The 15,220-nt window shown below is 44.8% G+C and carries 15 protein-coding genes and 1 riboswitch; of the genes, 6 read left to right on the top strand and 9 right to left on the bottom strand.

The features are described from left to right. Positions 1 to 76: 76 nt before the first annotated feature. The 9 genes from LIN78_RS03200 to LIN78_RS03240 are packed head-to-tail and all read right to left on the bottom strand — an operon-like array spanning position 77 to position 8,808. Entirely contained in the window at positions 77 to 1,546 is a 1,470-nt protein-coding gene (locus tag LIN78_RS03200) for a cobyric acid synthase (RefSeq protein WP_227178406.1), read from the bottom strand. Next, positions 1,546 to 2,088, bottom strand: coding sequence for a histidine phosphatase family protein (locus LIN78_RS03205; protein WP_227178407.1), 543 nt, complete (start codon positions 2,086 to 2,088; stop codon positions 1,546 to 1,548). The genes LIN78_RS03200 and LIN78_RS03205 overlap by 1 nt, the downstream gene beginning before the upstream one ends. After that, on the bottom strand, positions 2,073 to 2,858 hold the full coding sequence (locus tag LIN78_RS03210; protein WP_227178409.1) for an ABC transporter ATP-binding protein: 786 nt from the start codon (positions 2,856 to 2,858) through the stop codon (positions 2,073 to 2,075). The genes LIN78_RS03205 and LIN78_RS03210 overlap by 16 nt, the downstream gene beginning before the upstream one ends. Next, a complete protein-coding gene (locus LIN78_RS03215; protein WP_227178411.1) occupies positions 2,846 to 3,808 on the bottom strand; it encodes a FecCD family ABC transporter permease in 963 nt (320 codons plus the stop codon). Before LIN78_RS03215 ends, LIN78_RS03210 begins: the two co-directional genes overlap by 13 nt. Then, positions 3,805 to 4,668 carry a cobalamin-binding protein gene (locus tag LIN78_RS03220; protein ID WP_227178413.1) on the bottom strand — a complete coding sequence of 288 codons (864 nt, stop codon included), beginning with the start codon at positions 4,666 to 4,668 and terminating at the stop codon, positions 3,805 to 3,807. Before LIN78_RS03220 ends, LIN78_RS03215 begins: the two co-directional genes overlap by 4 nt. After that, positions 4,662 to 5,279, bottom strand: a complete 618-nt coding sequence (cobO, locus tag LIN78_RS03225) for a cob(I)yrinic acid a,c-diamide adenosyltransferase (protein WP_227178415.1) — start codon at positions 5,277 to 5,279, stop codon at positions 4,662 to 4,664. Before cobO ends, LIN78_RS03220 begins: the two co-directional genes overlap by 7 nt. Positions 5,280 to 5,281: 2 nt before the next feature. Next, complete coding sequence (gene cobT, locus LIN78_RS03230; RefSeq protein ID WP_227178417.1) at positions 5,282 to 6,328, bottom strand: nicotinate-nucleotide--dimethylbenzimidazole phosphoribosyltransferase; 1,047 nt, start codon at positions 6,326 to 6,328, stop codon at positions 5,282 to 5,284. Positions 6,329 to 6,332: 4 nt separating this feature from the next. Then, positions 6,333 to 6,854, bottom strand: a complete 522-nt coding sequence (gene cobU, locus LIN78_RS03235) for a bifunctional adenosylcobinamide kinase/adenosylcobinamide-phosphate guanylyltransferase (protein WP_227178419.1) — start codon at positions 6,852 to 6,854, stop codon at positions 6,333 to 6,335. Between the two features lie 4 nt (positions 6,855 to 6,858). Continuing rightward, complete coding sequence (locus LIN78_RS03240; protein ID WP_227178421.1) at positions 6,859 to 8,808, bottom strand: TonB-dependent receptor; 1,950 nt, start codon at positions 8,806 to 8,808, stop codon at positions 6,859 to 6,861. 147 nt (positions 8,809 to 8,955) lie between these two features. After that, positions 8,956 to 9,143, bottom strand: a riboswitch (cobalamin riboswitch). A gap of 103 nt (positions 9,144 to 9,246) precedes the next feature. Here LIN78_RS03240 and cobS point away from each other — a divergent pair. From cobS to LIN78_RS03270, 6 genes are all read left to right on the top strand, one after another. Then, on the top strand, positions 9,247 to 9,990 hold the full coding sequence (gene cobS, locus LIN78_RS03245; protein ID WP_227178423.1) for an adenosylcobinamide-GDP ribazoletransferase: 744 nt from the start codon (positions 9,247 to 9,249) through the stop codon (positions 9,988 to 9,990). Positions 9,991 to 10,102: 112 nt separating this feature from the next. After that, entirely contained in the window at positions 10,103 to 10,915 is an 813-nt protein-coding gene (locus LIN78_RS03250; protein ID WP_227178425.1) for a BPSS1780 family membrane protein, read from the top strand. A 9-nt stretch (positions 10,916 to 10,924) separates the two neighbouring features. Beyond that, positions 10,925 to 11,635 carry an RDD family protein gene (locus LIN78_RS03255; protein WP_227178427.1) on the top strand — a complete coding sequence of 237 codons (711 nt, stop codon included), beginning with the start codon at positions 10,925 to 10,927 and terminating at the stop codon, positions 11,633 to 11,635. Beyond that, positions 11,632 to 12,609, top strand: coding sequence for a stage II sporulation protein M (locus LIN78_RS03260; RefSeq protein ID WP_227178429.1), 978 nt, complete (start codon positions 11,632 to 11,634; stop codon positions 12,607 to 12,609). The genes LIN78_RS03255 and LIN78_RS03260 overlap by 4 nt, the downstream gene beginning before the upstream one ends. Next, positions 12,599 to 14,083, top strand: a complete 1,485-nt coding sequence (locus LIN78_RS18305) for a DUF4129 domain-containing protein (RefSeq protein ID WP_227178431.1) — start codon at positions 12,599 to 12,601, stop codon at positions 14,081 to 14,083. Before LIN78_RS03260 ends, LIN78_RS18305 begins: the two co-directional genes overlap by 11 nt. Beyond that, entirely contained in the window at positions 14,080 to 15,210 is a 1,131-nt protein-coding gene (locus LIN78_RS03270) for a DUF4350 domain-containing protein (RefSeq protein ID WP_227178433.1), read from the top strand. Before LIN78_RS18305 ends, LIN78_RS03270 begins: the two co-directional genes overlap by 4 nt. Positions 15,211 to 15,220: the final 10 nt, after the last annotated feature.

Below are 15,220 nucleotides of genomic sequence, written 5' to 3' on the forward strand. Positions count from 1 at the left end.
TTATGCAGAAATTTTAATGACTTTATCGGGAATAATTGATGAATGTTTTGTAAAAAATCAAACTTATTGAGTTAAGTTACTCACCAGTCAGATAAGTTAGCAAAGATCCTCTTTGCCTTTCTTCAAACGCGGTTTCGAAAGCCGTAGAGAGTCTTTCAATCGCCTGTTCATACAACGTGTCAATTGAGGGTTGGACAGACGCGTTTAGTCCTGCCCATTTCAATAGTAATTGGCAAGCATTGGGGTCATCGAATACACCATGCAGATAAGTACCAAGAATCATTTCATCCTTGGAAAGGCATCCAATGTATGATTGGTCTACAGTATTTTCAATAATTTGTTGAGTTCCACTTTCTAAAATCTGGCTTATCCCTTGATGAATTTCATATCCTTTTACAGGCACTCGCTCATTTAACAAAGTTAATGTCCCTTGAACTTCTTTTAACTGTTTCACTGGGTGTAGCGTCGTACCAATCGGTAAAAAACATAAACCTGCGGATCTACCTAGCTCACCTTCTATGTCAGAGGGGTCGTCAACCCATTCACCCAGCATCTGGTAACCACCACAAATGCCGATCACCTTTCCACCATAACGAAGATGCCGAGTAATCGCAGCATCGTAATGAAAATGCTTTAGCCAGGCGAGATCACTCCTTGTATTTTTGGAGCCGGGAATAATGATTAAGTCGGCTGAGGGCAATGGTTGCTCTGGCGTGCTAAATGTAAGTGTCACTTCAGGATGCAAACGAAGCGGGTCAAAATCGGTATGATTAGAAATATGCGGTAGCGTCAGTACCAAGATGCGAAATTTTCCATCCCCTTGATGTTCGGTTTGGATAGCATCTTCCGCAGCAATCGTCAGACCATGCAGATAGGGAATGACGGCGAGCACGGGCTTATTCGTCTTTTCCTCTAGCCAGGTAATACCCGGTTCAAGCAGAGCAATATCCCCACGAAATCGGTTAATGATAAACCCTTGAATTCTGGCTTGCTCTGACTCAGACAAACAAGCTAGCGTGCCAATGATATGAGCAAAAACTCCGCCACGATCAATATCTGCGACTAACCAGACAGGGCAATCAACCTCTTCCGCGAAGCCCATATTCGCAATATCACCTTCACGAAGGTTCACTTCAGCAGGGCTACCCGCCCCTTCGACTGCGACCCAGTCAAACAGGGAAGAAAGGCGTTGCCAAGAATCCATGACCGCATTTTTTGCGGTTTTTTTATACTCGTGATAGTCAATTGCATTTAAATTGCCTAGTACCTTTCCTTGGATTATGACTTGGGCCATACAATCCGAAGTAGGTTTGAGTAATACAGGGTTTTGATCCGAATGTGCAGGAATGCCCGCAGCCAAGGCTTGAAAAGCTTGCGCACGGCCAATTTCACCACCATCAATCGTTACCGCACTATTTAAAGCCATATTTTGTGGTTTAAAGGGGGTAACACGTAGAGAATGTTTAGCGAGCACACGGCACAATGCCGCAACCATCGTACTTTTCCCGGCATCAGAGGTACACCCTTGAATCATAATGGTTGGCATTAAACGAATTCTTCTATGAGATAGGGATGCATGTAAGCAATGGGATAAGTCCATTGCTCGTCCGGTGAAATTTTCCCAAGCAAAGAAAGGCACATGCGAATAAACCCAGCATGAGAAATCACGACAATATCTTTTGTTATTGGCTGCTGCTGCATCCAAGCAAGGAACTGAAGGCATCGGTCTTTTAATGAAGAGGCTGATTCCCCATCACCCGGACAATAGCCCCAAATATCTTGTGCCCATGCATCTAATTCCTCCACAGAAATGCTCTCCCAAGCACGTCCTTCCCAATATCCAAAATATAATTCTCTCAGCAGTTCTGACGTGGAGATAGAAACACTCTTTTCCCTAGCAATTTCTTCTGCCAATTTTTGGCATCGACTAGAGGGACTAGACATTAATAGGAAGTCAGATGGAAGTGCAGCTAACAACTGCGGAAGATGCTGCTTTAGATATAGTGAATCTGCAGGTAAATCTAGATGGCCATAGCAAATGCCTTCTGCATGTACGCATTTTGGATGACGAATTAACGTGAAAGGCATGGAACAAAACGCCTCTCACCATTTTTTTCCCAAGCCTCAATCTCGGTATGATAAATCTTACTCAAATTGGCCGCGGTTAAAACCTCTTCGACGGAGCCCGCTTGCCAACTACCATCTGTCCCAATGAGTAAGACATGGCTAGCAAACGCTTGCGCATGATTGGGCTCATGGCCAACCGCGATGATGGACTGACCATTTTCGCGACACGCTCGAAAAATGGAAATCAATTGTTGTTGATGACGAATATCTAGCTGAGACATCGGTTCATCTAGCAACAACCATTTCGTTTGCTGTGAAAGTATCGCGGCTAAGGAGGTGCGCCGACGTTCGCCGCCAGAAAGGGTCGATAAATCCTGATTTTTGAGAGGGAGAAGGTCTAGCTTTTTTAATGCATCCGTTGCAATTGCATAATCAAACTCAGAATCAAGATGCCATTTAGACTGGTATGGGTGACGGCCTGAAAGCACTCTCTCCATCACCGTTTCAGGAAATGGGTATTCATCTTGTTGCGGAAGCCACGCTAACGTTTTTGCCCGATCTTTGCCATTTATTTGATGCAAAACTTGGTCAGCTAACTTAACGACCCCAAATGCAGATGCTTGCCAACCAGCTAAAACAGATAGCAGGGTGCTTTTGCCAACACCATTTTCGCCTAATATCATCCATGCCTCACCCTCATGAAAGGTAAGGTTTAGAGATCGCAGTAAACAGCGTTGATGCTGAATCAGAGACAAATTTTCACAGGTAATATTCAAGTTTACTGATGCCATTTTTTTCTCAGCATCCAAAGAAACACCGGCACACCAATTAAGGCCGTAATTACCCCGACAGGGATTTGTTGTGGCGCAATGATGGTACGACCCAATGTATCCGCCAAGACCAGCAATGTTCCACCAGCCAATGCACTCGCAGGAATGAGGTATCGGTGATCATGCCCGATAAGCATCCGAAGGGCGTGAGGAATAATTAGCCCAACAAAGCCAACAGCACCAGCAGTAATGACGGCAACAGCAGTTGCCATCGCCACAATGACATATAAAAAATAACGGAGTTTTTGTAGGTTGATCCCAAGGGAATGGGCTTGCATGACGCCCGAAGAGAGTCTGTTTAAATCTCTTGAGAATGGCCAAACGACCATTATCAAAATCAAAGCAACGGCCAAACTTTTGCCACCCTCTGCGCCAGAGATATCCCCCAGCAACCAAAAGATCATCCCGCGTAAACGATCATCGGGCGCCAAACTCAATAACAAAGAAGTGATGGCCACACAGAAAGAGGACAACGCAATTCCTGTCAGTAGGACTTTGGTTTGCGCACTGCTTCGATCTTGCCCCGCTAATGCAAATACGCAAAAAATACTAATTAACGCCCCCAGCCCGGCTAACCAAGGAATTAGCGCATTTGGAAACTGGAATAGCATACCAAGCAATGCCCCAACTCCAGCAGCACCAGCTGTCCCTAAAATATAAGGGTCTGCCTGAGGGTTTCTCAATAGCACTTGCTGCATGCAACCAGCAATAGCTAATAGCGCCCCCACGCCAAGTGCCGCCAGCGTTCTAGGCATCCGAAGCGCCAGCATCATTGAGGTCATTTCATTAGTGGATGATGTGTCCCACCATGACCACAAACCACTACTGCCTACCGTTAAGCTAATCGCAGCAGCAACCAACCAACACAGGCTTAGCGTCAACAGCCAGAATAAACGACGGGAGAGGCTCATTTCCTCGCTCGCTCGATAGCTTGGCACATCGACTCCGTTCCCGCGAGCATTCTAGGTCCTAAGCGCACTAAAATATCTTTTGGCAACACCTCTAAATGATGGTTTGCTACAGCGGGGATCACAGACCATTTTTTCCAGCGATCCAGAACATTCGCCTCCTCACCGCCACTCGTGGCAATGAGCTCCGGTTTTTTAAAAATGACGGCCTCTTCGTCAATTGTTGGCACTAAGCTTGGCGCAGAGCCAAATACATTCACCCCGCCACATAAACGAATCGCATCTGAAATGATTTGCAGATCATTAATCGTCATAAGTGGCTTTTGCCAAACCTGATAAAAAACTCGCACTTTTTTGGCAAGTTGATAGCGATTAGTTAATTGGAGGAGTTGGCTAGAGAAGTGATTTGCGAGCTGTGTCGCGTTAGCCTCTTGCCCAGTTAGCACGCCTAACTTTTTCATCACGGTAGGGATGTCTTTTAAGACCTTCGCATGATCAAAAAAGATCGGAACCCCTAATTTCTTTAGTTGTTCGAGTTGGTTATTCGGGTTCCCAGAATACCAAGCCAAGATAAGATCTGGTTTAAGGGCGGTAATTCTTTCAAGATCCCACCCAGAATATCCGCCCACCCTGGGGATTTGATTAGCCTCGGCTGGAAAATCACTATAATCCACCGTACCCACGATAGTGGTACCTGCACCGATTGCAAACAGATGCTCGGTTAAGTGTGGTGCCAGCGTGACCACCCTTTTAGCAGGCGACTTAAGCACCACTTGGTTGCCAACACCATCGACCACTGAAACCTGAGCCCTGGCAACAGACGCCCAAAAGCACAGGAGAAGAGTGAGAATCCGAATTACCACTCCACACCTTTTTGGGCGCGAATACCTGCCTCATACGCATGTTTCTCGGCAGACATTTCAGTGACAGTATCAGCAATCTCTATCAAGATAGGTTGTGCGCCGCGCCCTGTGACCACTACATGCTGCATTTCTGGACGACTGAGCAAATCAGACCGAACAACCTGCGCGTCTAAGAAACCATATTGAATGCAATATGTGAGTTCATCCAAAACAACCAAATCATATTGATCACTTTGCAGCATTTTTTTTGCAAGTTCCCAAGCTGCTTCGGCCTTGGCTTTATCCTGGGCTAAGTTTTGTGTTTCCCATGTAAACCCATCCCCCATCACATGCCATTCCACACCAGCTTGCTTAGAGAGAAACGCTTCTTCTCCGGTATCGGTTCTACCTTTAATAAATTGGACAACGCCAACGTTTAACCCATGACCAAGTGCTCTTGCCACCATGCCAAAAGCGGAAGAGGACTTCCCTTTTCCATTGCCAGTTAATACCAGCAAAAGCCCAGTGTCTTGATCTGCACTTGCAATCTTCTTATCGATAATTGCTTTTTTGCGTGCCATTCTGGCGGCGTATCTTGCAGCTTTCTCGGCATCCAACTGTTCAACGGACATCTCTATGTTTCCTTATTCGCAACACCGGCCTCTGCAAAAGTCGCCATCTGTTCATGTAATTCACACGCCAATCGAAGAATTGGCAATGCCATTAAGGCACCACTTGCCTCGCCTAAACGCATATTGAGAGCCAACATTGGCTTAGCCCCCATTAGATCTAGGACTAATTGATGAGCTCGCTCATCTGACAAATGCCCAAAAAACAGCCACTCTCTAACAGAATGATTGATATTACAGGCGTAAAGCGCTGCCACTGAACTAATAAATCCATCGACAAGAATAGGCATCCCCAATTGAGCGGCGCGAATATACGCGCCTGCCATTGCGACAACCTCAAACCCTCCCATCGCAGCCAGTTTTTCCGTCACTGATAGAGAGTGTGAATGGCACGAAAGAATCTTCTGAATGACTGATTGCTTATATGCAATTTTTTCTGAAGAAATACCCGTTCCTGCACCTGTTACTTGTTCGATAGGTACGTTTGCTAGCGCAGCAAGAAGCGCGCTCGCAATGGTTGTATTGCCAATCCCCATTTCACCGGCAATAAACAAATCGGCATAACCTGCCTGAGCACGCGCAGCAGCTTCTGCCCCAGCTTTCATCGCCTGCTTCAATTGCAAATCTGTCATCGCGGCATGATGTAAACAATTTTGCGTACCCGCAGCCACTTTTTGTACAAATACACTCGGAAACACGGAAGTATCGCCAATCACGCCGACATCGACAATTTCAAATCTTGCATTATGCTGCTTCGCTAAAACACTCGCTGCGGCACCGCCTGCAGCAAAGTTAGCCACCATTTGAAAAGTCACTTCCTGCGGATAAGCAGAAACGCCTTCTGTTGCAATGCCATGGTCCGCAGCAAAAATGGTGACCCAAGGTGCTCGAATATGTGGCCGATCTACACCTTGTAACCCCGCCAAGTGGACAACCAGACTTTCAAGCTCACCAAGTGAACCTTGCGGTTTAGTCAATTGCAGCTGACGACGCAAGGCACTCATTTTCGCATCTTGGCTAAACGGCTTTGCCCGCTCAAAAATCCAGTTCATCGATCTACTTTTCTTCTGCTTTAATCGTTACAGGGATACCAGCGACAACTAATTCTACCCGATTGCAACAAGCTGCCAATTGCTGGTGCAAACGGCCAACTTCATCAGCAAACTGCCTCGCAAGCGCATTTTCAGGGACAATACTCCACCCCACCTCATTACTCACCAACAATACTTCTGCGCTCAGCTTAGGCAAGAGCGCTTGCAAAGCCTTCACTTCTTGCCGCATTAACTGAGGATTATCCAATAGCAGTAAATTAGTTTGCCAGAGCGTTAAACAATCGACTAGCAAGCATCGCCCTGAGTGATCATACTCAAGCAGGGTTTCCGCTAACAACAAGGGAGACTCAACCGTTTTCCAACTACTTGGCCTATCTGATTGATGGTGAGCAATTCGCTCCACCATCTCCTCATCCCAAGCCGTCGCCGTGGCAATATACACCACATCGGAATAAGCTTCAGCCAGCGCTTGCGCGCGCCGACTTTTCCCACTTCGGCGACCACCAAGGATGAGTGTAGAGGACATGTAATTATTGGAACTGGTAGTTTAATGACAATACAGCAGAACGGCCTTGCCCTGAGTACACGTAGGTTGATGTTGTATAAGAAGAGGCATACGCCAAATATTGCTTATTAAACAAATTATTTACTGAGAACTTCCATCCCCAATCCTTCCACTTCTGTCCAATCGCTACATTTACTAGCGTATAACTTGGCATTTTATACGCTAGGGTATTCTTTTCATCCCCATCCATGTACTGCTTTGATACATAATGAATATTAGTATCTAGGGTTGTGTTGGCATTTACTTTCCAACTCAACCCTAAGTTCAGCATTTTTTTAGGAACTAATGGAATATATTTCCCTGCTATTTGGGTTGAGCCCGCACCATCAGACTTGAACTTCGCACTCTGCAGTGTGGCATTAGCCGTCAGCGCCAACTCTGGCAATGCTTGATACTTATAGCCAAATACCAATCCTTGGTGAAGCGTCGGAGCCAAGTTCACATTTGCCCCTGTACCACTCGAATTATTAGATGCTTGTGGGTTATAGTGAATTTCATTCTTCACATCGTTTCTAAATACAGACACTTTTAACTCTGATTTATCACTAGCCCAATGTGTTCCAAACTCATAGTCTTTCGAGGTTTGGGGCTTAAGAGGATTGCCATCTGGAGTGTAATCTGGGTTTTGCTCATCAGACGTAGCCACACGGAAGCTCTTGCCTACTTTTGCGTAAACGCCAAGTCCACTACCTAGTGGCTTATCAACAGCAAATTGCCATGCATTTAGGTTATTTACAGCCTCTTTGGAGTTAAGTGTGCTATCAACACGTTGAAGTCGCAAACCACCTTTTAATTCGGTTCCATCTACAAGCGAAAGCGTGTTATCTGCATAAACCCCATACTGCCGTTGAACGCCATCAGTTGTGCTGTAGCTTGTTTTACCCAGGTTTTTATTGGATTTAATATCTACGCCAACAACAAGGCTATTTTTGCTGCCATTACTCAATTCAGAATTAATTCTAGCCCGTGGGGTCAACTCATTAGATTGGTAAGCGTATCTACTTAGTGATGAACTCTGATAGAACAAAGCATCTTTTTCACGATGAGAGGCATCTACCAACATCATGAATTTATCAGATCCTGTTTCATAATGAAGATTTTGAAATTGTGAGTCGACAGCATACCATTCGGTTGGGTTGTTAGTTTTCCTAGGGTCAGCTTCCCACTCCGAGTAACTAAGAGAACCAGGTAACCGTTGATCAATATTACTTTTTTCTACAGTTAAATCCAAACGACTGTCACTACCTTTTAGACTCAATACGGATTGAACTGTTTTTCTATGTTCTGCGTTATTTTTTCTATAGTTATTAGTGTCAAATTGATCAGCATTCACAGTCCAACCAAGTGTGTCTGACTGAACATTAAAGTTAGCAGAAAGCTCTTGTAAGTGATGACTACCACCAGAGACAGAAACAGCAAGTTTTGGTTGCGACTTTAAAGCTGATTTAGTGATGATATTAATCACACCACCCGTAGCACCGCCACCATACTGGACAGCCCCACTTCCTCGAACAATTTCGATTCTTTCAATCGTATCCAAAGAAATTTGAGAAATCCTTGGTGCTGAAAGATCGTTTTCTACCTGCGAAACACCATTTACCAAAATCAAAGTATTGTAAGAACCTGTTGAGCCAAACCCCCCCATGTCAATACTTGCATTAGAAGAACTATCTAATGAGCGAACATTTACACCAGCTTGCATGCTAAGCAAAGTACTAAGAGTTTGCGCTGGGCTCTTCTGAATTTCTTCCGCGGTAATCACGGTGGTCAGTGCAGCCAACCCTGTTTTTGGGGTTGGTACTTTAGTCGCGGTAATGACGGTTTCTGGCAATTCAACAACATCATCTGCGTAAGCTTGTACGCTAGCGGCAATTACAGATAAAAAGAAAGGAAAGACAACTGGACGAAACTTCACAACATTCTCCCTGTGGTAATGGTTATTCATTACCAGATAAACAAACCAGCAGAGAAAACGATAGGAACGACAAAGGCTCGCGGCATCGCGAGGCGAATGACATCCCGCCTCGTGCACCCTGCCGAGCGATAACTGCAGCCTTTATATTTTTGTAGGCTGAACAAGGCCGGTATCCGGGCTCTAAAGACTTGATCTCCGCCTTCCCACGCATTGCGCAGTGACATAAATGAAGACCCACACTTTATTACCGTTGCAGGGGCAGCATCGGTATTTCACCGATTTCCCGTTTAACTAAACGTATAATGACGCTTAGCACCTTGAATTTCTTGCATTATAACAATAATCTTGCGTGAAAATCTTTCATCATCGCGCAACTGACTCGTCAGTTGTATTAAATTCACACTTTATTGATTCATCGCTCATTAACGAGTTGACGCAATGCCAAAATCCCTAAAAACACTGTGCCTGGCAATCCAATTTCTCACTCGGCTACCGACGCCAACGATCAAAGATTTTCACCCAAGCTTACTCAGCCAATCTGCTGCGTGGTTTCCTGCCGTCGGTTTATTGATTGGTCTGATTTTGTATGGCGTGAATATGACAGGGCAGTCCATTCATCCGCTATTTGCCGCCCTCATGACATTGATTACTTGGGCATGGATTACAGGTGGATTACATCTAGATGGATTAGCGGATCTCGCTGACGCACTAGGTGCGTCACACCGCTCACCCGAGCGCTTCCTTGCCGTCTTAAAAGATCCTCACCTAGGTAGCTTTGGTGTCATCACGCTCATCATTCAAATCACCACAAAGCTTTGCCTTATCTATTTAATTACGCTTCAACACGCCACACCATTACTTATCCTTATCCCTGCTATCACCAGAATCGGCCCACTTTATTGGAGTAAAACCCTCCCTCCTTTAGGCGGCGGCATGGCAGAGCAATTTGCCTGGAACATTCGCTACCCCATTATTATTTTCTGGGGGTTTACCTTAGCAGCCTTGGCTGCATACATTCACCCACTATTAGTGCTTGCATTACTCACATTGCCCATTTGGCAGCAGTATCTGAAACAAAAAATTCATGGTGTGACGGGAGACTGCCTTGGCGCAGGCATTGAGGTCTGTGAATCACTGATCTTGTTGCTAACCATCCTCGTTTTTCACTCAGCATTACCATAAATATGCTATTGGCAAAATATGACTTTATCGTTATCCTCTTGTCTTTGTGGTTGGCGTTTACACGTTTTAACCATTTAAAAAGCCAATTTGGCAAATCGAACAAGGGGCAATCATGTCTAGTCAGAATCCATACCAACCTCCTCAGGCTGTCATCGAGGAACGTAATGCCTATGAATCGATCGGCAACTTAAATCTAACAGGCAACACAGTCTCCGCAGGAGATGGCGTCAGTTGGATTGGGGAAGGATGGGCGCTATTCAAAGCAGCACCAGGCATTTGGATTGCCAACCTCATTATTTTCTTCATTGTTATGGCAGTAGCGGGAATCATTCCGTTTCTTAACTTTTTAATTCAACCGATCGTTTCCGCCGTACTAATTGCTGGCTTTATGGTGGGATGCAGAGCAATTGATGATGGCGAATCACTTTCTGTGAATCATCTTTTTGCAGGCCTGCAAACACATGCCTCACAACTGATTGTGATTGGTGTGATTCAAATTGTCCTATCCATTGTCATGATGGCAGTCATGGGTGTATTAGCCATGATTTTCATTGGTGGAAGTCTGTTTACCGGTGGTTTATCCGCCCTCTCAGGCAATAATCCAGCAGGGATGTTTGCATTGATGAGTGGGTTAAGTTTCTCTTTCCTAATCCTGATTTTTGTCTCATTTATTATTGGTTTCATGGTGTACTCATGCATTTTATTCGCCCCTGTGCTGGTCGTATTGCATGACGTCGCGCCAATGGATGCCATTAAAGCGAGCTTTGCAGGTGTTTGGAAAAACATCCTACCATTCATTGTTTTTGGCATTATCAGTGGCATTATGCTAATCGTGTCCATGCTGCCATTTGGTCTTGGTTTACTGATTTCCATCCCGGTATTGATTGGCAGTTTGTACGCTTGTTACAAACAAATTTATCTATAAGACTTTATTTTGCCAACCCAACCAATTCAAATAGACACCCTCCTCAAGTTACAAACACCTGAGGGGGTGTTGCTAGAAGTTCGGCCTGCTGGACCGCTTGTCAGAGGCGTTGCATGGCTGGTCGATGTAATTATTCGCTTCGCGCTCTATGTCTGGTTTGCCAGCGCAATCAGTACAGTTGGTGAAGCGGGCTTTGGTTTTTTCCTCATTTTCATTTTCTTTATCGAGTGGCTATATCCTTCTTTATTAGAGATGCTCTTTAACGGTGCCACACTAGGAAAGAAATTAGTTGGCATCAAAGTGGTTCGCACCAATGGCACCCCGGTGGATTGGCGGAGTTCTCTTACTCGTAATTTACTCTGGCCAGTGGATTTTCTACCCGGTTTTTACGCAATTGGTCTGATTAGTTGCTTAATTAGTGGGCAGTTCCAACGCGTTGGCGATATTGCCGCTGGTACATTAGTGGTTTATCGGGCAAAAAAAACAAAACCACTCTCCCACATGGATTTCCCACAAACGGCGGTCGCCCCCACACTCCCGATTACGCCAGATGAACAACAAGTGATCATCGACTTTGCTTATCGATCTATGCGCCTTACAAACGAACGTGCCAATGAATTAGCTGCATTAACCAGCCCTCTCATTTCAACTACAGATGCAACCCCGGCAAAAGATCAGCTATTGAAGATTGCCAATTTTTTAATTGGTAAAAAAGAATGAAGCAAGCAGAGTTCGAGGCAAAGCACCGAATAGAATGGGAAGCCTTTGCAAACTGGGTCGACAAGAAGAAAAAAAAATCCGGAGAAACCGTTACTTTTGCTGATGGTGCCTTCCCTGAAAAATATCGTGCGCTGTGCCAACAATTATCCATAGCAAAAGATCGCTATTACAGCACCAGCCTAATTGAAGAACTCCATCGTCTTGTCGAACAAGGTCATCAAGCACTCTACGGCGGGGTAAATGAAACACAGCAATCCATACTGACCTTTTTTAAATCTGAAATTCCGCAGACGTTTCGTAGAGAATGGAAAGTAAACGCGGTCAGTGCAGGGCTTTTCTTTATTCCTCTCATTTTCTTAATTGTACTTTTGCAATTTAGACCAGATTTTGTCATTTACATCATCAGCCACGATACGATTTCATCCATGGAACAAATGTATAAACCAGGTAATGAAGTATCAGGGTTTGATCGTGAAGCAAGCAATGATATGGTGATGTGGGGCATCTACATTTGGAACAACATCCGAATTGATTTTCAGTGTTTTGCAACCGGGCTATTTTTCGGGCTAGGCTCTATTTTCTTTACTGCTTACAACGGGTTTATCATCGGAGCAGTTGCAGGACATCTCACCCAAATAGGTTATACCACTACGTTCTGGAGCTTTGTGGCTGGGCATAGCGGACCTGAACTAACGGGCATTGTCTTAGCGGGGGCTGGCGGGCTAAAACTAGGCTACTCACTCATTTCTCCTAAACGATTATCAAGAAAAAATGCCTTAAAAAATGCAGCGCGACCAGCCGTTGTGCTTGTTATAGGCGCTGCAACACTTACCTTTCTGGCCGCATTTATAGAAGCCTTTTGGTCAGCGCAAGTATGGGTTAGCCCTTGGGTTAAATATAGCGTCGGCGTTTTACTCTGGACATTGGTTTGGCTTTGGTTATGCCTTGGTGGGAGAAAACGCCGTGGACATTAATAGCCTTCAAATCCAATTAAGATCGCGCGGAGGATGGGAAACGCTCGATCTAGGTCTCGCAATGGTAAGATCATGGGCAAAACCAATCTATCTGTGCTTGCTTGTCATTTGGATTCCTTTTTCTCTTTGTCTCTTAGCCGGTTGTACATGGTTCTTTGGCCAAGAAAATATGGCCATCTACTTATTTGCCATTTGGTGGCTAAAACCCATTCAAGAACGAATTATTTTAAACGTCTTAGCTGATGCACTTTTTTCCTCTCCCCCTTCATTAAAAATAGTGATTAAGCGGCTACCTTTTTTAATCTTTAAAACCGGATTATTAGTCGATTTGCTATGGGATCGAATCTCTCCAGCCAGAAGCATCCATTTGCCGATTAAACAATTAGAAGGGCAAAGGGGAAAAGCACGTCGTCAACGTCGAAAACTACTGTTATCTGGCAAACGAGTCATTGCCGTCGGTTTAGGGCTGTCGCTAGCGAATGCCCAACTATTTTTATATGGCGGTTTGTTTTTCCTGATTAGTTGGCTCACTCCAATCGAAAGTAACAAATCTTGGTGGAGGGTGGCAGCAGATAGCCAACAAACTGTTTATGTTGAGCTCTTTTTAGCTAGTTTGTTTGTCACAATCGATGCGCTGTTTGTCCCCTTTTTTACAGCGGGTGGATTTGCGCTTTACCTGCAAAAACGTACCGAATTAGAAGCGTGGGACTTACAGCATAAATTAGCAAAAATAGGGCAACGACTCCAAAAGCACACCAATACACTACTTTCGATCTTCGTTGTTTGCATATGCATGACGACGTCGCTCCTGCCGAAGGTAGCTCAGGCCGATCCTGTAGAAGACGCCACTATTCGCCAAGAAATACGGGAGATCTTAGCTCAGCCAGAATTTGGTCGATACGTGGCAAAGAGTGAATTAGAGTGGCGTAACGATAATGAAGAGCCCGCCAACATTCATTATGAACATAATGATTGGTTGGAAAATTCAGGCAAGCAATTTGCCTCCGGATTTCGAATTTTTATTTGGATTATCGGGGCTGGCTTTATCACTTACTTAGTGATCCGATTCTTCCGCTATGTTAACCAAGCTGACTGGCGAAATAGCCAATCCAACTCATCCAATCTCACCACGCTATTTGGTTTAGATGTCGCCCCCGAAAACTTGCCAGAAGATGTAGAGGCAACTGCTTTAGCGCTAATTGAAAATAACGATTTTAGAGCTGCACTTAGCCTGCTATATCGAGCAGCACTCATTTATTGGCTAGACAACGGACTCTTGATTCGCCCGGGAGATACCGAAGGAGACTGTGTTCGTCGTGTCCAAAAACTACATCAGGCACAGGGAAATTACTTCGCGCAACTAGTCAACGGCTGGCAAAAAATTGCTTACGGACATCAAACGATACCGAAAGAGCAACTGATATCACTTGCCAAGGCATGGCCTACCCATTTTAAGAAGAGTACGCCGCAATGAAAAAGATCGGCTTAGTCTTTCTTGTCACACTAATGGGCTTAAGCGGCTTTTGGATAACCCAACATTTGGTTTGGCAAACACACTATGAAAAAGAGCGGGCGCATCCCGAGGTAGCGAGAAACTCCCGCTATGCAGCCACCAAGCTACTGATAAAAAGAAATCGTAGCGTCATTGAAGCAAATGATAGAGCGGCGATACAGCATTTACCACAAAAGGCGGTGTTGTTTTTAGATGATGGATGGGGATATTTACTCGAGGATAAAGACCAATACCAATTATTAAATTGGATTCGCAACGGTGGGCACCTCATACTTCCCATCAACTACTCAGGCGCCAAACTTTATCAACATTTGGGCGTAGAGCAGCAAACTACACCCGCATCAAAAAGAAATGAACGACCAAACAGTATAGAGAGAGAGAAATATCAGTGCTTGGCATCAGCCCTGATCATCAATGATGCAGCTATTGGTCAAGAAATTTGGATATCAGATCAATACGGAAATCCTGTTCCACTTTCCAAGGTGGGCAAGAAAGAGGCTCGATGGTTGATCGATCAGCCATATGGCAAAGGCTTTGTCACCACTTTAGCTTTTGAAACATGGATATTTTCAAATGACGACATCGGTGATTTTGACCATGCCATTTTGCTCAATCGACTAGCAACGCTTCACTACGCACAAGCGCCGGTAATATTTAATACGGCCTTAGATGACCCATCTCTATTTGGTTGGATGGTTAAAAATACACCGCTAGTGTTAGCCAGTATTTTCCTTTGCCTCTTGATGTGGCTTTGGTATGTCATCCCTCGTTTTGGCACGATCAAATCCGGTGAAGAAACGGTTCGTCGCAGCCTGCAAGAACACTTATTGGCCACGGGTTTTTACCTATGGAAAGTCAAGTCATTTCAGCCCATGCATCAAGCCGTCACTGATCGAGTCAATGCCAAAATCCAGCGAAAATACCCCGATTTCTTTTACCTTCCAACAGAGAAGAAATGGGCATATTTAGCTAGCAAAACCGGTATCGCATCAGAACAAATTCAAACCGCTTTTGAAACGTTGCCACACAACAAGAAAACATTGATACGCAGCATGACCTTGCTACAACAAGTCTATCGATCGCTATAAACAGGATAAC

Source organism: Leeia speluncae, from assembly GCF_020564625.1.
GTDB lineage: Bacteria > Pseudomonadota > Gammaproteobacteria > Burkholderiales > Leeiaceae > Leeia > Leeia speluncae.